The sequence below is a fragment of the Halorubellus sp. JP-L1 genome, assembly GCF_011440375.1.
Taxonomy (GTDB): Archaea; Halobacteriota; Halobacteria; order Halobacteriales; family Natrialbaceae; genus Halorubellus.
In genome coordinates this window covers 1-17,586 of the sequence record NZ_JAAOIR010000004.1, presented here as the reverse complement: position 1 = coordinate 17,586, position 17,586 = coordinate 1, and the positions used below count along the sequence as shown (strand labels likewise).

General features: G+C 69.4%; 17 protein-coding genes and 1 pseudogene. 10 read left to right on the top strand and 8 right to left on the bottom strand.

Annotation, left to right across the window (positions count from 1 at the left end; translation table 11 throughout):
* Positions 1–55: 55 nt before the first annotated feature.
* Complete coding sequence (locus tag G9C85_RS15540) at positions 56–892, bottom strand: proline dehydrogenase family protein (protein WP_166041699.1); 837 nt, start codon at positions 890–892, stop codon at positions 56–58.
* A 180-nt stretch (positions 893–1,072) separates the two neighbouring features.
* On the opposite strand from G9C85_RS15540, the gene G9C85_RS15535 reads away from it, so the two are divergent.
* The 7 genes and pseudogenes from G9C85_RS15535 (at position 1,073) to G9C85_RS15505 (ending at position 8,450) form a co-directional block, all read left to right on the top strand.
* The gene (locus G9C85_RS15535; RefSeq protein ID WP_166041697.1) at positions 1,073–2,410 is read left to right on the top strand and encodes an ABC transporter substrate-binding protein; all 1,338 of its coding nucleotides are present in this window, start codon (positions 1,073–1,075) and stop codon (positions 2,408–2,410) included.
* 12 nt (positions 2,411–2,422) lie between these two features.
* A complete protein-coding gene (locus G9C85_RS15530) occupies positions 2,423–3,370 on the top strand; it encodes a branched-chain amino acid ABC transporter permease (protein ID WP_166041695.1) in 948 nt (315 codons plus the stop codon).
* Between the two features lie 98 nt (positions 3,371–3,468).
* Positions 3,469–4,725 (top strand): annotated as a pseudogene (locus G9C85_RS15525) (branched-chain amino acid ABC transporter permease); the annotation flags it as partial.
* A 256-nt stretch (positions 4,726–4,981) separates the two neighbouring features.
* Positions 4,982–5,797, top strand: a complete 816-nt coding sequence (locus G9C85_RS15520; RefSeq protein ID WP_193570785.1) for an ABC transporter ATP-binding protein — start codon at positions 4,982–4,984, stop codon at positions 5,795–5,797.
* Positions 5,798–5,831: 34 nt separating this feature from the next.
* A complete protein-coding gene (locus G9C85_RS15515) occupies positions 5,832–6,578 on the top strand; it encodes an ABC transporter ATP-binding protein (protein WP_166041693.1) in 747 nt (248 codons plus the stop codon).
* Positions 6,579–6,762: 184 nt separating this feature from the next.
* On the top strand, positions 6,763–7,539 hold the full coding sequence (locus tag G9C85_RS15510; protein ID WP_166041691.1) for an SIMPL domain-containing protein: 777 nt from the start codon (positions 6,763–6,765) through the stop codon (positions 7,537–7,539).
* A gap of 140 nt (positions 7,540–7,679) precedes the next feature.
* A complete protein-coding gene (locus tag G9C85_RS15505; RefSeq protein WP_166041689.1) occupies positions 7,680–8,450 on the top strand; it encodes a response regulator in 771 nt (256 codons plus the stop codon).
* Positions 8,451–8,483: 33 nt separating this feature from the next.
* Here the strand turns inward: G9C85_RS15505 and G9C85_RS15500 are convergent, their stop codons facing one another.
* The 3 genes from G9C85_RS15500 to hutU form a co-directional block, all read right to left on the bottom strand.
* The gene (locus G9C85_RS15500) at positions 8,484–8,804 is read right to left on the bottom strand and encodes a tRNA-binding protein (RefSeq protein ID WP_166041687.1); all 321 of its coding nucleotides are present in this window, start codon (positions 8,802–8,804) and stop codon (positions 8,484–8,486) included.
* Between the two features lie 109 nt (positions 8,805–8,913).
* Positions 8,914–10,164 carry an imidazolonepropionase gene (gene hutI / locus G9C85_RS15495; RefSeq protein WP_166041685.1) on the bottom strand — a complete coding sequence of 417 codons (1,251 nt, stop codon included), beginning with the start codon at positions 10,162–10,164 and terminating at the stop codon, positions 8,914–8,916.
* Positions 10,161–12,011 carry a urocanate hydratase gene (gene hutU / locus G9C85_RS15490; protein WP_166041683.1) on the bottom strand — a complete coding sequence of 617 codons (1,851 nt, stop codon included), beginning with the start codon at positions 12,009–12,011 and terminating at the stop codon, positions 10,161–10,163. Before hutU ends, hutI begins: the two co-directional genes overlap by 4 nt.
* A gap of 197 nt (positions 12,012–12,208) precedes the next feature.
* On the opposite strand from hutU, the gene G9C85_RS15485 reads away from it, so the two are divergent.
* Together G9C85_RS15485 and G9C85_RS15480 are read left to right on the top strand one after the other, a co-directional pair.
* A complete protein-coding gene (locus tag G9C85_RS15485; protein ID WP_166041681.1) occupies positions 12,209–12,445 on the top strand; it encodes a hypothetical protein in 237 nt (78 codons plus the stop codon).
* Between the two features lie 153 nt (positions 12,446–12,598).
* Complete coding sequence (locus G9C85_RS15480; protein WP_166041679.1) at positions 12,599–13,360, top strand: cyclopropane-fatty-acyl-phospholipid synthase family protein; 762 nt, start codon at positions 12,599–12,601, stop codon at positions 13,358–13,360.
* A 35-nt stretch (positions 13,361–13,395) separates the two neighbouring features.
* On the opposite strand, the gene G9C85_RS15475 is transcribed toward G9C85_RS15480, so the two are convergent.
* Positions 13,396–14,463: a YeiH family protein gene (locus G9C85_RS15475; RefSeq protein ID WP_166041677.1), complete on the bottom strand. Its 1,068-nt coding sequence runs from the start codon at positions 14,461–14,463 to the stop codon at positions 13,396–13,398.
* Positions 14,450–14,581: a hypothetical protein gene (locus G9C85_RS19140; RefSeq protein WP_275690787.1), complete on the bottom strand. Its 132-nt coding sequence runs from the start codon at positions 14,579–14,581 to the stop codon at positions 14,450–14,452. Before G9C85_RS19140 ends, G9C85_RS15475 begins: the two co-directional genes overlap by 14 nt.
* Positions 14,582–14,685: 104 nt before the next feature.
* On the opposite strand from G9C85_RS19140, the gene G9C85_RS15470 reads away from it, so the two are divergent.
* Complete coding sequence (locus G9C85_RS15470) at positions 14,686–15,336, top strand: helix-turn-helix domain-containing protein (RefSeq protein ID WP_166041675.1); 651 nt, start codon at positions 14,686–14,688, stop codon at positions 15,334–15,336.
* 52 nt (positions 15,337–15,388) lie between these two features.
* Here the strand turns inward: G9C85_RS15470 and G9C85_RS15465 are convergent, their stop codons facing one another.
* Positions 15,389–16,495, bottom strand: a complete 1,107-nt coding sequence (locus tag G9C85_RS15465; RefSeq protein WP_166041673.1) for an MBL fold metallo-hydrolase — start codon at positions 16,493–16,495, stop codon at positions 15,389–15,391.
* Entirely contained in the window at positions 16,496–17,308 is an 813-nt protein-coding gene (locus G9C85_RS15460) for an HpcH/HpaI aldolase/citrate lyase family protein (protein ID WP_205254388.1), read from the bottom strand.
* Positions 17,309–17,586: the final 278 nt, after the last annotated feature.

Genomic DNA, 17,586 nt, shown 5'->3' with positions numbered 1-17,586 from the left:
GCCGAGTCGGCGGCACGTCCCGGGTACCGAGACGTCGAACCGAGTCGCAGTCGGGTCAGGTCAGGACGGCGCGCGCGGCGAACAGGACGTTCTCCTTGCGTTCGCGAATGCGGCGGTAGAAGTACTGGAGCCACTTGCCACCGTAGGGGACGTACTGGTAGACGTCGACGCCGTCGGCGGCGAGGTCGCGCTGTGCGTCCTCGCGGACGCCCATGAGCATCTGGACCTCGTAGGGCGTGCCGTGCTCGTCGTGCAGTTCCTTCGCGTACTCGATCATCGCGGGGTCGTGGCTACCGACGGCGACGCCGTCGTCGAAGTGCTCGAACGCGTACGCGAGGAGGTCGCGGTACGCCTCGTCGACGCGCGCCTTGTCCGCGTACGCGAGTTCCTTCGGTTCGTCGTACGCGCCCTTGACGAGGCGGACCTTCCCGGGGAGTGCTGCGAGGCGTTCGAGGTCGTCGCGCGTGCGCTTCAGGTTCGCCTGGATGCAGACGCCGACGTTCCCGTCGGTCTCGCGGGCGTGCCGTTCGAACGCGTCGAGCGTGACGTCGGTCGTCTCGTGGTCCTCCATGTCGATCCACACGAAGATGCCGCGGTCGGTCGCCTCGTCGACGATGCGTGCGAGGTTCTCCTCGAACGCCGCGTCGCTCACTCCGAGTCCGATTTGACTGGGTTTCACGGAGATGCAGCCGTCGACGTCGCTCGCGGCGAGGTCCGACGCGAGGTCGACGTAGGCGTCTGCGTCCGCGTCCGCGTCCTCGCGGTCGTGGTAGTGCTCGCCGAGGAGGTTGAGGATGACGGCGACGCCGTCCCGGTTCGTCTGGGCCGCGTGGTCGAGCGCGGTCGCGGGCGTCTTCCCCGCGACGAAGTTGCTCGCTATCGGCGGGATCATGCACGAACACGGTGCCCGGGTCGTGGTATATGGACACCCGACCAGCCGTTTCGTTCCGGACACATCAGCAAGTAACGATTAGGGAGCCCTCAGGCCTTCTCCGTGCGATTTTCGACAAGATCCGACCATGGTCGGGCGGTACTATAGGCCTCTAGTTCGTAATGACTACTGTATACCGCTATGGCACCTGATAACAAGCGCGGACGGATTCGCAGAGACGTACTGAAAGGCGTGGGCATCGGCAGCGTCGGGCTGCTCGCGGGCTGCGTCACCACGACCGACGAGACGGAGACCGAGACCGACGCCGGCGGCGACGGCGGCGACGGTGGAGATGGTGGCGATGGCGGCGATGGCGGCGACGGCGGCGACGGCGGCGACGGTGGAGATGGCGGTGACACTTCCGCCTACCAGATCGGGATGGTCGACTCCCTCACCGGATCGCTGTCCGCGTTCGGGGAGCGCAACCAGCGCGGCGTCGAACTCGCACTCGCGGACGTGAACGACGCAGGCATCGGCGATCGCGACCTCGACATCATCACCGAGGACTCCCAGTCCGAGTCCCAGCCCGGCGTGAGCGCGGCCCAGAAGCTCGTGAACCAGGACGAAGTCCCGTTCGTCATCGGCGCGGTCGGCTCCGGCGTGAGCCTCGCGATCTACCAGTCCGTCATCCAGAACACGGACGTCGTCCAGCTCAGTCAGAACTCCACGAGCCCCGCACTCACCGACTTCCCGGGACTGCTCCGCATGAGCCCGACCGGTCGCGTCCAGTCCGGCGCGCTCGCGGAGATCATCGCCGAGGACGGCTACGACTCCGTCGCCGTCACGTACATCAACAACGACTACGGCCAGGGCATCACGGACGCCTTCACCGAGGCGTGGGACGGCGACGTCGCGTACAACCAGAGCCACGACCAGGGCCAGTCGTCGTACTCGAGCGTCGTCTCCGGGATGGCGAACGCCGACGCCGACGCGTGGCTGTTCATCACGTACCAGCCCGAGTTCGCGACGATGGCACAGGAAGCGTACTCCAGCGGGTACGAGGCCCAGTTCTACGGCGCCGACTCCGTGAAGGGGCCGGAGGTCCTGAACAACACGCCCGAGGGCAGTCTCGACGGCATGAAGGTCGTCGCGCCGAGCGCGGCGATCGACCAAGAGAACTACCAGCAGTTCGCCTCCCGGTTCCAGGACGAGTACGACACCGAGCCGACCGCGTGGTCCGCGTACGCGTACGACTGCGTCGTCACGGCGGCGCTCAGCATCGCCACCGCGAGCGACTTCACGGCGAGCGCACTCCAGGACACCGTCCGCGACGTCACGCGCCCCGAGGGCGAGGAGGTCGCGACGTACGCCGACGCCGTGGAGGTCCTCGGCGACGACGGGTCGGCGTCGGACATCGACTACCAGGGCGTCTCGGGCCCGATCGACTTCGACGAGAACGGGGACCCCGCCGGGTTCCTCCAGATCTTCGAGGTCCAGGAGCACGAGTACGTCTCGACGGGCACCATCTCCTCGGAGTAACAACTCCGAACGATGTCCGTCCTAGAGTTCGTCGCGAACGGCCTGGTCTTCAGTAGCATCATCGTCCTCGCCAGCATCGGGCTCTCCCTCGTGTACTCGATCGCGAACTTCGCGAACTTCGCGCACGGCGACACGATGACCGTCGGCGCGTACGCGGCGCTCGTGACGTTTGGCGCCGTCGGCACGCTCGGCGGGAGTCTCCTCGGCGTCCCGTACGGGTTCTTCGTCGCGCTCCTCGCGGGGACGCTCGTCGCGGCGCTCGTCGCCGTGATCACGCACAAGATCATCTACGAACCCGTCGAGATCGGCTCGATCGGCCTCCTGATCACGAGCATCGGCGTCGCGTTCGTCTACCGGTCGGTCATCCGGATGGGCTTCGGCGCGGACTTCACGGAGTACGGGATCCAGGTACTGCGGCCGATCGAAGCGTTCCTGCCGTACGGCGTGCGCCTGACCGAGCACGACCTCGCGATCGTGTTCTCCGCGGTCATCCTCGTCACCGCACTCCACGTCGTCCTGCAGTACACGGACCTCGGCCGGAAGATGCGCGCGACCGCGGACAACCCCGACCTCGCACGAGTGAGCGGGATCCGCACGAATCGCATCGAGATCTGGACGTGGATCATCGGCGCCGGTCTCGCCGGCGCCGGCGGCGGCTTCCTCGGCCTCTTCAACCAGCTCTCGCCGCGCATGGGGTTCGACATCCTCCTCGTCGTGTTCGCGGCGGTGATCCTCGGCGGCATCGGGTCGGTGTACGGCGCGATGCTCGGCGGGTTCCTCATCGGGATGATCAACCAGATGATGCCGCTGCTCTCGAACTTCGGCCAGTACGCGCCGTTCGTCCCGACCGACTGGGGGATCCCGATCGGTATCGAGTACGCGAACGCGGTCGCGTTCGTCATCATGGTCGCCGTCCTGCTCGCGCGACCGAACGGCATAATGGGTGAGTCAGCGACGTGAGCGAGACCACCGAGACCGGCGAGCCTACCGAAGGAAGCGAGCCCGGCGAGACCGAGCGGCCGGGCGTTCTCAGCGACCCACACGGCTACTGGTCGACGCTGACGGGAGCCGAGCGGGGCGTCGCCGCGTTCGTCGCGGGACTGCTCGCGCTCCTGCTCTGGGGGCTCGTCTCCGGCGGCCTCGGCCCGACGTACTTCATGTACCTCGTCGGCCTCGTCGGGATGTACATCCTGCTGTCGTTCGGCCTGAACGTCCAGTGGGGGTACACGGGACTGATCAACTTCTCCGTCGCCGCGTTCTTCGGCCTCGGCGCGTACGGGACCGCGCTGTTGACGGCGGACTCGTCGCCGCTGACCGGCGGTATGGACCCGATCCTCGGGTTCGTCCCGGTGCCGCTCGTCGGCATCGTCGTCGGGCTCGCGCTCGCGGCGGTGCTCGCCGTGATCATCGGGATCCCGACGCTCCGCCTGCGCGCGGACTACCTCGCGATCGCGTCACTCGGGCTCGCTGAGGTCGTGCGGCTCGTGATGCTGAACCAGCGCGGGTGGACGAACGGGAGCGCCGGCCTCCGGGGCATCCCCGGGTTCTTCGACGGCTGGCCGCTCCTCGGGACGTTCCCGCAGGCGATGCCGGGACTCCGGTTCCAGGCACTCGAGGTCGGACTCCCCGGTCTCTGGACGACGCGGATCCTCGGGTTCACGCTCGGAGAGTCGTTCTGGCAGCAGTTGCTGAACGTCTTCCTCGTCGCGGCGTTCGTCGCAGTGACGTACGTCGTCCTGCGGCGCGTCCACCAGTCGCCGTGGGGGCGCGTCCTCCGGACGATCCGGAGCGACGAGGACCTCGCGGAGGCACTCGGGAAGGACACGTACGCGCTGAAGATGCAGGCGTTCGTCCTCGGGAGCGTCATCATGGCGCTCGCGGGCGTGTTCTACGCGCACCTGAACCTCTACGTGAGTCCCGGCGACCTGAACCCGATCAACACGTTCTACGTGTGGATCGCGGTCATCCTCGGCGGGAGTGGGTCGAACCGCGGCGCGATGTTCGGCGGGTTCGTCATCATCGCGATCCAGGAGGGGACGCGGTTCATCGGCGGCGCACTCCCGGAGACGCTGCCCGTCGACCTGCCCGCGTTCCTCGCCGTGATCGAGTCGACGTACGCGACGATCGTGAACAACTTCGCGTCGACGCGCCTCCTCGTCGTCGGCGTCGTCATCATCCTCGTCATGCGGTACCGCCCCGAGGGCGTGCTGCCGCCACAGCGCGAGCTCATCTGGCCGAGCGCCGCGCGGTCCGCGGACGTCGCCGGCGGCGTCGTCACGGGCTCGCAGGTCGACGACTCGCCCGGCCCCGACGAGGAGCCGGCACGAGCGCACGACGGCGTCGACTCGACCGTCCACGACGCGGACGCGAGCGACGTCGGCGAGGATGATACCGGCGTCGCAGAGACGTCCGACGCCGACCCGGCGGCCGACCACACGGACGCGGAGTCAGCGGCCGACGACGCCGACGCGGAATCGGCGGCCGACGACGCCGACGCGGACGATACCGACTCCACGGCTCACCGCGCGGACGCGGACGATAGCGACGGCACGGTCCACCGAGGTGATTCCGATGAGTGAACAGCAGCCGCGACTGCGGGACGGACCGAACCTCGACAAGGAGAACGTGGTCCTCGAGGTCGACACCCTCAGGAAGACGTTCGGTGGCCTGGTCGCGACGAACGACGCGTCGTTCCAGGTCGAGAAGGGCACCATCACGGGCCTCATCGGTCCGAACGGTGCCGGGAAGTCCACGCTGTTCAACCTCATCACGGGGTTCTACGAGGAGGACTCCGGGCACGTGCGCGTGAACGGCGCGGACGTGACGGACGCGGAACCGCATCGGGTCGCCGACCACGGCCTCATCAGGACGTTCCAGACCCCCCGCAAGCTCGAGGGGATGACCGTCCGCGAGGCGATGCTCGTCGGCGCGCAGGACCAGATCGGCGAGTCGTTCGTCTCGCTGTTCACGCGCCCCGGCGACGTCCACGAGCAGGAACGGAAGAACCTCGAGGACGCCCACCGCATCTTGGAGGAGTTCGAGATCGAGCATCTCGCCGCACAGTCCGCGACGGACCTCTCGGGCGGTCAGATGAAGCTCGTCGAGCTCGCTCGCGCGATGCTCGCCGAACCCGAGGTGCTCCTGCTCGACGAGCCCGTCGCCGGCGTCAACCCGACGCTCGCGAACAAGCTCCGCGACCAGATCGCGCGCCTCAACGAGCAGGGCGTGACGTTCTGCATCATCGAACACGACATGGACTTCATCATGAACCTCGCAGACCCGATCATCGTCCTCGACCAGGGGAGCGTGCTCGTAGAGGGCACGCCGGACGCCGTCCGGAACGACGACCGCGTCATCGACGCGTACCTCGGAGGCCCCGGCCAATGACCACGAATGCGTTGCGGGACGGAGGGGCCGGCGAATGAGCGCTAGCACTGGCGTCATCGAACGCGACCCCGAGGAGAACGTCGTGCTGGACGTCCAGAACGTCGACTCCGGCTACGGGGACGTGCAGGTGCTCGACGACCTGTCGATGACGCTCGCGGAGGACGAGATCGCGTGCCTCGTCGGCCCGAACGGCGCCGGGAAGTCGACGGTCCTGAAGACCGTGTTCGGGATGCTGACGCCGTGGACGGGCCACGTCCGGTACCACGGCGACGACATCGGCGGGATGGCGCCCGAGGACATCGTCCGCACCGGGATCGGGTACGTCCCCCAGACCGAGAACGTGTTCGGGAACCTCACGATCGAGGAGAACCTCCGCATGGGCGGCGTCGCCCGGAGCGACGACATCGGGCCGGTGATCGACGAACTCTACGACCGGTTCCCGCTACTGACCGAGAAGCAGTCCGCGAAGGCGAAGACGCTCTCGGGCGGCCAGCGGCAAGTGCTCGCGTTCGCGCGAGCGCTCGTCATGGAACCGGACGTGCTCCTCATCGACGAGCCGTCCGCGGGCCTCGCGCCGAACACGGCGGACGAGGTGTTCGACGACGTGATGGCGGTGAACGACCTCGGGACGGCGATCCTGATGGTCGAACAGAACGCCCGCAAGGGCCTCTCGATCAGCGACAAGGGCTACGTCCTCGACCAGGGAACCGTCGCGTACGCCGACGACGCCGACGGCCTCCTCGACAACCCCGAGGTCTCGCGGCTCTACCTCGGCGGGTAGGCGGCAGCCACCGGGTCCCGGTCGAACGGGACCGCTCCGTTTTCGCACGTTCACCGATGACGGACTAGCATCGGGTTTCTCGCCGACCGTGACCCGGGAGCGACCGACGGGTTCGTCCGCGACGTGCCGGGTTCGTACCCGATAACGTCTCGATTACAATGCGGGTTCCCGGTGAAGGACGAGCATGCGATTCGATCATCGGAACGGCGCGACGGTCGTAGCGATACTTCTCGGCACGATGGTTCTCGGCGCGGGCGTCCTCGCCGGGCCCGCCCTCGGCGCCGACGCGAGCACGACCGGCGACCAGTCACCGGCAATCCCGAGTGAAGCCCCGACGGCCGAGAGCTCGAGCCAGCAGAACGAGTCGACGATAACGGTATCCGGGACTGGGTCGGTGTCGGCCCAACCGGACCAGGCGGTGATCCTGGTCGCGACGACGGCGCGAGCCGACTCCGCGAGCGCGGCGACGGCGGCGCTCGCGAACAACAGCAGCGACCTGCGGAACGCGCTCGCCGACGCCGGCCTCTCGAACGACTCGGTGCGGACCATCGACTTCAGCGTCGCACCAGATGACCGCCAGAACCAGAGCGCGTTCGTCGCCAGACAGACGTTCGAAGTGACGACGAACGACACGAGCGCCGTCGGCGAACTCGTCGACGTGGCCGTGGAGAACGGCGCGAGCGAGGTGTTCGGCGTCCAGTTCGTGCTGTCCGACGAGCAACTGGACGAACTGCGCGAGACGGCCATCGACCGCGCCGTCTCGGACGCCCGCGAGCAGGCGACGATCGTCGCGTCGAGCACGAACCTGCGTATCGACTCCGTGCGGCACGTCCGCGTCGGCGGCACCGCGAGCGACGGTCGCTTCGCGGAGGCGGCGGACGCCGGGGGAACCAACATCGACGTCAGCCCGGTGTCGGTGTCCGTGACCGTCGAGGTGACGTACAACGCGACCCAGGCGTGAAGATCGGTCGCACTCGGCGATGCGAATCCCGTCAGGTCCCGATCGCAGAGTGACCGTCGGCAACTGTTCACGAACTGGCGAGCACGCACCCGCAAACCAGCACAACGACGATATCTGCCCGCATCCTCCCGGGAAGCGTAATGCCAGATACTCCGACTACTGACCGGCCGCCGTCGCCTACCAAGGCGGCGACGGCGGACGAGTTCAGCGCCGCGCTGGAAGACGAGGTGCGACGGCGCCTGCTCTTCCACCTTGCCCACCACGGGGCGTCCACCGTCGACGAGCTCGTGGACGTCCTCCGCACGACGACGTTCCGCGCAGGCGAAACACGGAACTCGGACGCGCTGGAAGCGGCGGTCTACCACGTTCACCTCCCGAAGCTCGAGGGGCTCGGCATCGCGTCGTGGAGGCGCGACGCGGACGTGGTCGCGCTCGAAGTCGACCCGAAACGCCTCGACGCCTGGCTGGCGGTCGCGCTCGCCGACGACGTCACCGACGCGACCGGGTCGGCGCCCGCACCCCACGCCGACGGCCGCGTCGACGTCCTGTTCGTGGAGGACTTCGAGGACCTCGCGGCGCTCGTCGTGAAACGGTTCGCTCGCGACCACCCCGACATCTCAGTGACCACCGAGACCGACGTCGCCGCCGCCGTCGAGGCTCTCAGAGACCGGTCGTTCGACTGTATCGTCAGCGATTACGACATGCCGGGAATGACCGAATTGGACTTCCTGCGCGCGATCCGGGACGTCGATCCCGACGTCCCGTTCATCCTCTACACGGGCATGGGCAGCGAGGCGGTGGCGAGCGAGGCGCTGAACAACGGCGCGACCAAGTACCTCCGGAAGCAGACTGACGCCGCGGGACTCGACGTGCTCGCCGACCGGGTCCGGGAAGTCGTCCGCGAGAACTGAACGATCCGGTCAGCGGTCAGTACAGCTCGTACCTCAGTACAAGCCGCCGCCGTTCGGTACGTCGTCGTCCGGGACGACGAGCACGGGATTGCCGTCGTCGTCTGGGACGCCGACGACGAGCGCCTCGGACTCGAACCCCGCGATGGTCACCGTCCCGAGCGACGTCGCGCACAGCACCTGGCGGCCGACGAGATCCTCGACGTCGTAGTTGTAGCCGAGTTGCGCGGCAGACTGGCGGGTCTCGTCCCCCAAGTCCAGTTGCACCTTCACGAGCTCGGGTTTGCGCGCCTCCGGGAACGGCTCGGCGTCCTCGACGGTCGCCACGCGGAATGTCGTCTCGAACAGGTCGCTCATGGCGGAGTCGTCTCGGTCGACGACGAAAGAGGTGTCGGCGGTCGCGTCGACGGGCGCCACGTCGCCTGGCCGACTGTGCTCGGCCAGACGATCAGGCCGTCCGCTTCGCTCAGACGACGCGGTCGCCGGCCTTGAAGACGGCGTCGACGGTGTTCTCGCCGAATTGGTAGGGGACGTGGACGTGACTGGGTGCGTCGACGACAGCCATGTCGGCGCGGCTGCCTTCGTCGAGTCGGCCCCTCGCGGGACGGTCGAGCGCCATGGCCGCGTGTTCGGTGGCGGCGACGAGCGCTTGTGCGGGCGTCATCCCCATCTCTACGCAGCACAGCGACTGCGCGAACCCCATCGAGCGACTGTGGCAGTTCGGGTTGAAGTCCGTGGCGACGGCGACGGGCGCGCCCGCGTCGAGCATCGTCTCGGCGTCCGCGTAGTCCGCACCGAGGCCGAACGCGGTCCCGGGGAGGACGACGGGGACGACGTTCGCGTCGACGAGCGCGTCGACGTCCTCCCGCGTCGAGTGCAGGAGGTGGTCCGCGCTCGCCGCACCGACCTCCGCAGCGAGTTTCGTGCCACCAATATGTGCGAGTTCCTCGGCGTGCACCTTCGGCGTTAGTCCGGCTTCCTCGCCGGCTTCGAGGACCCGACGGGATTGCTCGACGCTGAACACGCCCTCCTCGCAGAAGACGTCGCAGAACTCAGCGACGCCCTGCTCGGCCGCGGCCGGAATCTGTTCGTCGACGACGGCGTCGACGTACTCGTCCGCGTCCTCGCCCTCGGGGATGGCGTGCGCGCCCATGAACGTCGGCACGACGTCGATGGGATGGTCGCTCGCGGCGTCGTCGACCGCGCGCAGGAGCTTCAGTTCGGTCTCGGTGTCGAGCCCGTACCCGGACTTGACCTCGACGGTCGTCGTGCCGTACGCGAGCATCGCGTCGAGGTGCTCGCGGAGGTTCGCCGCGAGCGCATTCTCGCTCGCCTCGCGGACCGCGCGGACGGTGCGGAGGATGCCGCCACCCTCTGCGAGGATGTCCTGATAGGACTTCCCGCGGAGCTTCGCCTCGAACTCGTCGCTCCGGTCGCCAGCGAACACCGCGTGCGTGTGCGGGTCGACGAACCCCGGGACGACCGACTGACCGCTCGCGTCGTACGCCTCGTCAGCGTTCTCCGCCGGGTACTCGCGGAGCACGTCCTCGGTCGGGCCGACCGCCGCGACCTCGCCGTCGACGACCGCTATCGCCGCGTCCTCGTGGACCTCGAGGAGTTCGTCGGCGGGGTCGCCGCCAGGCCACGCGCCGTCGCGCTTCCCGACGACGACCTCGGCGGCGCCGTGGACGACCGTCTGGAGGTTTCCAGCGCTCATTCTGCCTCCTCGTCCGCGGCGTCGCTCGCGGCGTCGCCGCTCGCGCTTTCCGAGCCGCGTGGCGGCTCGTGCCGGTCGCGCATCGGTACCGCCACACCGCTCCGGTCGGCTTCGTCGAGCGCCTCGTCGTAGCCGGCGTCGGCGTGCCGGATCACGCCCATCCCGGGGTCGGTCGTGAACACGCGCCGGGCCTTCTCCGCGGCGAGGTCCGTGCCGTCGAGGACGACGTGGTTGTTCGTGTGCAGGGAGTTCCCGATCCCGACGCCGCCGCCGTCGTGGACGCTCACGATGTCCGCACCCGACGCGGTGTTGAGGAGCGCGTTCAGGATCGGCCAGTCCGCGACCGCGTCCGTGCCGTCCTTCATGGCCTCGGTCTCGCGATTCGGGCTCGCGACCGAGCCCGCGTCGAGGTGGTCGCGCGTCACGACGACCGGCGCGTCGATCTCGCCGCTCGCGACGAGCTCGTTGATGCGGAGCGCGAACAGCGCGCGCTCGGTGAGTTCCGCGTCCTCGTCGACGTGCGTCGCGTCCAGCGGCGTCTCGCTCACGGGCGTCGTCTCGTACCCGAGCCAGCACACCCGGCTCGGGAGCCCCTGGAACGACACCTGCTCGCGAGCGAGGTCGATCCAGCGCGCCAGGTCGTCCTTCCCAGGGAACAGTTCGAGCACGGCCTCGTCGGTGCGCGCGATGTCGTTCTCGTTCCCGCTGAGCGCCGCCCAGCGGAACGGCCCCTTGCCGCGACAGAACAGCGGCCGGATGTACGCCGGCACGAACCCGGGGAAGTCGAAGGCCTCCTCGAAGTCGCGGTGGTCCTGGACCTGCCCGCGGATGTTGTTCCCGTACTCGAACGCGACCGCGCCCTCGTTCTGCATGTCGAGGATGCCCTGCACGTGGCGCTCCATCGTGTCGAGGCTCTCCTCGACGTACCGCTCGGTGTTCTCGCGCCGGAGTTCGTCGGCTTCCTCGACCGTGTACCCGCTCGGGTAGTAGCCCTCGAGTTCGTCGTGCGCGCTCGTCTGGTCGGTGACGACGTCCGGGACGAATCCGCGCTCGAGCATCCCCTCGAACATGTCCGCGGCGTTCATGTGAAGGCCGATGGAGAGGGGTTCGCCGCTCTCGGCGGCGTCTTCGGCCATCGCGATGGCCTCGTCGAGGTCGTCGGTCTTCTCCATGCAGTAGTCGGTCTCGATGCGGCGGTCGATCCGGTGCTCGTCGACCTCCGCCGCGATGCAGACGCCGTGGTTCATCGTCACCGCGAGCGGCTGTGCACCACCCATTCCGCCGAGCCCGGCGGTGACGGTGATGGTTCCGCGCAGGCCCTCCTGGTCGGGGAAGTGTTGTCGGGCGGCCTCCGCGAGCGTCTCGAACGTCCCCTGAATGATGCCCTGCGTGCCGATGTACGCCCACGACCCCGCCGTCATCTGGCCGTACATGATCTTCCCCTCGGCCTCGAGCTCGTGGAAGTGCTCCCAGTCGTCCCACGCGCCGACGAGGTTCGAGTTCGCGATGAGGACGCGTGGCGCGCGCTCGTGCGTCTCGAACCGCCCGACGGGCTTCCCGGACTGCACGAGCAGCGTCTCGTCGTCCGGGAGCTCGCGCAGCTCGGCCAGTATGGCGTCGTACGCGTCCCACGACCGGGCCGCGCGCCCGGTGCCGCCGTAGACGACGAGCTCCTCGGGGTTCTCGGCGACCTCCGGGTCGAGGTTGTTGTTCAGCATGCGAAGGGCAGCCTCCTGCCGCCAGCCCTCGCACTCGATGTCGGTGCCGGTCGGTGCGCCCTCGTACTCGCGGTACTGGTCGCTCACGTCGCCGACGTCCAGGTTTCCGCCGCCGGAGTTGCTCGCCATACTCGGGCGTTCGACCGCCGGCCGGTTTGCCTTTGACCCACCACAAGCGGGGTCGTTCAAATACCGGGGTGGGGTGCTCGCCACCGTCGCGCGTTGACCACCGCTCGCAGCGAACGGTGACCTACCCGCTCGGCCGGCGAGCGAATCGTGGCTCGCTCTCGCACGGATTTATGTCGGCGGGCGCGGTTAGGCGTGGTATGGACGACGTCGACTTCGACGAACTCGTGGCCTCGCTCACGCGCCGAGAGGAGAACCAGGCGATCAAGAGCTACCAGAACACCGTCGCGGTCACGTGCCCGGCGTGCGAGGAGCCGTTCGACGACCTCGTCGTCTGCAAGGAGAACCCGACGAGCCTCAACCTCTCCCGCCAGCTCGACCTCTGCGTCGGGAGCGTCGACGACCAGGCGGTCATCTTCACGCACAAGAAGGAGTAAGTCGCGTCCGTCGGGCTCGTCCCGGGGGACGTCCTCGTCCCGATGGACGGACTCGTTCCGGCGTCGCCACGGCCAGGACCGACGGAGACCGGTCCGGCAGCGCGAGACTGCAGCATCGGCACGCATTGAAGTCAAGGCCTCGACGTGTCGCCTATGGAAACGGAGCGACCGTGGCACGAGGACGAACGGTTCTGGGAGGCGTTCCGGGACGCGATGTTCCCCGCGGAGCGGTTCGCGGACGCGCGCGACGAACTGGATAGCGTGCTCGCGCTCCCCGGTGTCGACGTCTCACCCGGCGACGCGGTCCTCGACCTGCCCTGCGGGCCGGGTCGGCACAGCGTCGCGCTCGCCGACAGTGGGTTCGACGTGACCGGCGTCGACGCGACCGCGGCGTACGTCGAGGAGGCGCGCGAGCGCGCCGCCGACCGCGGCGTCGCCGAGGCCGTCGAGTTCGTCGAGGCCGACATGCGCGAGTTCCGCCGCGACGGCGCGTTCGACCTCGCGCTGAACCTGTTCACGTCCTTCGGGTACTTCGAGGACCGCGCGGACGACGCGCGCGTCGCCCGGAACCTCCACGACGTGCTCGCGCCCGGCGGCACGCTCGTCATGGACCTCGCGTCGAAGGAGACGCTCGCGAGCGACTTCCGCGCCCGGACGTGGGAGGACTTCGACGACGGCTACGTCCTCGAAGAGCACGCTGTCGCGGACGACTGGTCGTGGATGGAGAACACGTGGCGGCTCGTCGTCGACGGCGACGTCCGCGAGTTCGACGTCTCGCATCGGCTCTACTCCGCGTACGAACTCACCGAACTCCTCGCGGACGCCGGGTTCGATGGGGTCGAGGCGTATGGGACGCTCGACGGCGACCCGTTCGACCAGGACGCCGAACGGCTCCTCGTCGTCGCACGGGCGTAGTGCGAAACGCGACCGACTCGTCGGAGCCGCCCGGGTCAGAGGAGGACGCCGACGGCGACGAACGCGAGCGCGCTGACGACGAGGAGCGATGTGAGCAGGAGTACGATCGGCGTCAGGCCCGTCGAGCGGAGGTCCTCGAACTCGACGCTGAGGCCGAGACCGGCGAACGCGAGCAGGAACAGCCAGCGGTAGCCGTGCGTGAGTTGCGTGCGTGCGGCGTCGGAGACGAGCGGCGTGGACGCGACGAGGACGACGGCGAAGAACCCGAGGACGAACTTCGGGAACGTCCGCCAGAGCTCTCGCGGCGAGAACGCGCTCCCGGCGGTGTCGTACTCGCTCGCGTTCGCGTACCGGATGGAGTACGCGCCGACGAGCACGCCCAAGAGGAGGTTCCGCGTGAGTTTCGTGATGGTCGCCCAGCGGCCCGCGACGTCCGAGACCGCGAACCCTGCGGCAGTCACGGGACCCGTCGAGAACATCGTGAGTCCAGCCCAGACGCCGAACGCGCGGTCGGAGAGCCCGAGCGGGCCGGCGAGCGCGGGATAGACGAAGAGCGTGACGACGTCGAAGAGGAGGATGGTGCCGGCGGCGTACGCGAGCTGGTCCTCGCTGGCGCGGATGCTGCCGGCGACGCCCACGGCGGCGGAGACGCCGCAGACGCTCGCGCCCGCGGCGAGCAGCGACCCGAGTTCCGCCTGGACGTCGAAGACGAGCGCCGAGAGTCCCTCGACGAGGAGGACGGTGGCGACGACGACGCCGACGACGAGCACGGCGATCTGAGGCCCGGCCGAGACGAGCGTCGACAGCGAGACGCGCGCGCCCATGAGGACGATGCCGGCCGCGAGCCAGAACTTGTGCGTGCGGACGCCGGCCGCGAGGACGTCCGGGACGCCGACCGTGTTCGCGACGACGATGCCGAACGCGACGGCGACGACGAGCGCGCTCGCGTGCGGGACCAGGTCGCTCGCGAGGCGCGCGGCGACGGCGAAGACGACGAGTGCGGCGACGCCGGGCGCGTACTCGCGCGCGACCGCAGGGACCGACCGACCGAGACTCTCCTCTGGGTCGTCTGTGGTGGTCCCGCGCCCGTCACCGTCGGTCATCTGTCCAGCACAAGGAGATGGAGACGCCTAACTGCACCGCAGTCGCGACGACGTGGTCGATGGTCTCTTCGCTCTCGTCGACCGCGAAGTCCAAGGCGTCCATGAGCAGCGCACTCATCACGAACCCGTCGCCGTCGACCGGCCACGCAATCCAACACCGCGAAGAGAGAGCAGCACGTGGTGGGGTTCTTTACCGTCGTGGGCGACCGTTCGAGTACGAGCATGTACGAGGCGACCTTCCACATCCGCGGCGACGTCGCGTACGAGGACGCGACGGCCGGACGCGACGTGAGCATCGAACTCTGGTGCAACGACCACTGCGACCTCCTGCACGTCCGCGGGGACGAAGACGACGTCGTCGCCAGCGAGATCGAGGCGGCCGTTGGCCTGAAGGACGTCATCTCGCGCGGCGAAGAGAAGGTGCTCATCACCGAGGAGTGCCTCCGCCCGTTCACGGAAGGGAACGTCGAGGAGTACCTCGAACGCCACGACTGCCTGCTGCTCCCGCCGCTCCGGTACGAGAGCGGCGGGAAGGTCGTCCGCGTCCTCACGCTCGACCCCGAGAACCTCACGCGGTTCTACCAGGACGTCCAGGAGTCGTTCCGGGTGACGGTGCGCTCCAAGCGCGAGGTGGACACGGTCACGCAGGACCGACCGTTGCTCTCGCTCGACTCGCTCGTCCCCGACCTCTCCGCGCGCCAGGAGGAAGCCGTCGTCAACGCCTGGGAGGGCGGCTACTACGCCATCCCGCGGGACAGCACGACGGAGGCGCTCGCCGACGACATGGGGATCGACCGGCGAACGTTCGAGGAACACCTCCGGCTGGCGGAGAACAAGCTCATCGGGACGCTCGTCGAGGAGCTGTTCGCCTGACCGACGGCGAGCGTGCCTCGTACCAGTCGGTCCAGTCGCGTCCCGTCTGCGGTCAGTTCTCGTCGACGTACCAGGCGTCGTCGAGCCGCGCGGCCGCGTCGGCGTCACCGTCGTCGGCGCCGACGTCACCGCCGTCGTTCGCGGGTGCGTACCGGAGCGGGTCGCTCCCGACGCACTCCGCGATGTCGAGCGCCGTCAGGTCGCGGAGGTGCGCGAACGCCTCGCCCGCGCCGAACTTGACGTGATAGCCCGCCATCTCCCCGAAGCACGCCTCCGCGACCGCCCAGGGCGTCGCGCCGTCGGCGGATGACCGGTCGTCTCCAGCGTCGTCGGCGGCGTCTCCGTCGAGTGCGACGAGCGCGTCGCGGACGTTCCCGGCGCGCTCGCGGTGATGCGTCCGGATCTCCGCGACGCGCTCGTCGAGGTCGAACGCGGTCCCGTGCCCGGGGAGCGCGCGGTCGGCGCGCGCAGCGAGCGCGTCGAGGGTCCCGCGGTACGCCGCGAGCGGGTCGTCCAACCGGGTGTCGCCGCCGCCGACGTTCGGCGTGACCGTCCTGAGCGCGGCGTCGCCGACTATCGCGCGCCCGGTGTCGCCGTTACCGGCCCTCTCTCCATCCGCGTCGCTTTCGACGACGACGAATGCGGCGTGTCCGGCCGTGTGTCCCGGCGTCGCGAGGACCGACAGCGAGCCGACGCGGTCGCCCCCGGCGAGCGCGGTCACGGGGAACTCGTCGGGGAACGGCGTCCGCGAGTCCGCGCCCCGGACCGACGCGACGTGCTCGTCGGGGACGCCCCAGCGCGCGAGCGTCGCCGCGTCGCGCTCCACGCGGCGCTCGCGCTCTCTCGCGTAGTCGCCGACGAGCGGTGCGTCGCGCTCGTGCATGGCGACCGTCGCGTCCGCGGCGTCGGCGAGCCGCGGCGCGAGCCCGACGTGGTCGACGTGCCAGTGCGTGAGGACGACGTGCTCGACGTCCGCGAGCGCGAGTCCGGCGTCGGCGAGTCCCTCGGTGAGTTGCTCCCAGGGGACGTCGCCGGGTGGGCCGGGGTCGACGACGACGCCGTCCTCGGGGAGCACCCACGCGCTGTTCCCGCCCTCGGGTGCGTCGTACTCGGGCGTCGTCACCGCGACGCGCTCGACGCGCGTCCTCTCGCCGCCCATTCAGTCCGCACCTCCGTCCAGTGCGTCCAGGTACCCGCCGAGTCCCTCGCGGAGGTGCGCGACGTCGACGCCGCCGACGACGTAGTCCATCCCCCAGTCGTGCTTTCGCTCGGGCGCGTTCGCCGTGCTCGTCGCGAGCGTGCCGACAGCGATCGGTTCGTCCGCGCCGTGAGCGGCGGCGACGACGTCCGCGACCGCGTCCGCGAACGCCGCGTCGTCGAACTCGGCGAACGCGCCGAGGCGCGCCGAGAGGTCGGCGGGGCCGACGAACAGCGCGTCGACGCCGTCGAGGTCGGCGATGGCGTCCGCGTCGTCGAGCGCGCCCGTGGTCTCGACCTGGACGAACGTCGCGACGTCGTCGTTCGCGCGCTCGTAGTAGTCGCCGAGCGTCCGGCCGTAGTCGGCGGCCCGACCGCCCGCGACGCCCCGCACGCCCTCGGGCGGGTACTGGCTGGCCTGTGCGGCCGCCTCGGCGTCCGCGAGCGACTCTACTTGCGGGACGAGCACGCCGTCGGGGCCGAGGTCGAGGAGGCGCTTGATCTCGGCGCGGTCCGGGCCGCTCGCGCGGACGACGGTCGCAGTCTGTGTCGCGTCTGCTCCCTCGCGCTCCCGAGCGCGATGGTTCGCGGCGTCGACGGCGCGCACGCAGTCCGCGAGGTCCCCGAGGTCGTTCTCGGAGTGCTCGCCGTCGAGGACGACGAAGTCGACGGGTTCGGCGGCGAGCACCTCGGCGACGACCGGGTGCCCGACCGTGCACCACGCGCCGACGAGCGACTCGCGGCCGCGGAGGCGACTGGCGAATGCATCTTGCATACGGTCCGAAAGCCCACGCATGCGTAAAAACCAACGCGTCGCGGCGAGTCCGGCGTCGCGGGAGACCGTGCCGCAGCCCGCGACCGCGGCACGAACAGCGACGGTCGAGTCGATAGTGGCGGCGAACGCGTCGGTGACGGCAACCGGTCGGTAGTGGCGGCGAACGCGTCGGTGACGGCAACCGGTCGGTAGTGGCGGCGAACGCGTCGGTGACGCAAACCGCTTTCACGCCGCTCGTCGTGTGCCATCCCATGACGAACCTCACTCGGCGGGTGCGC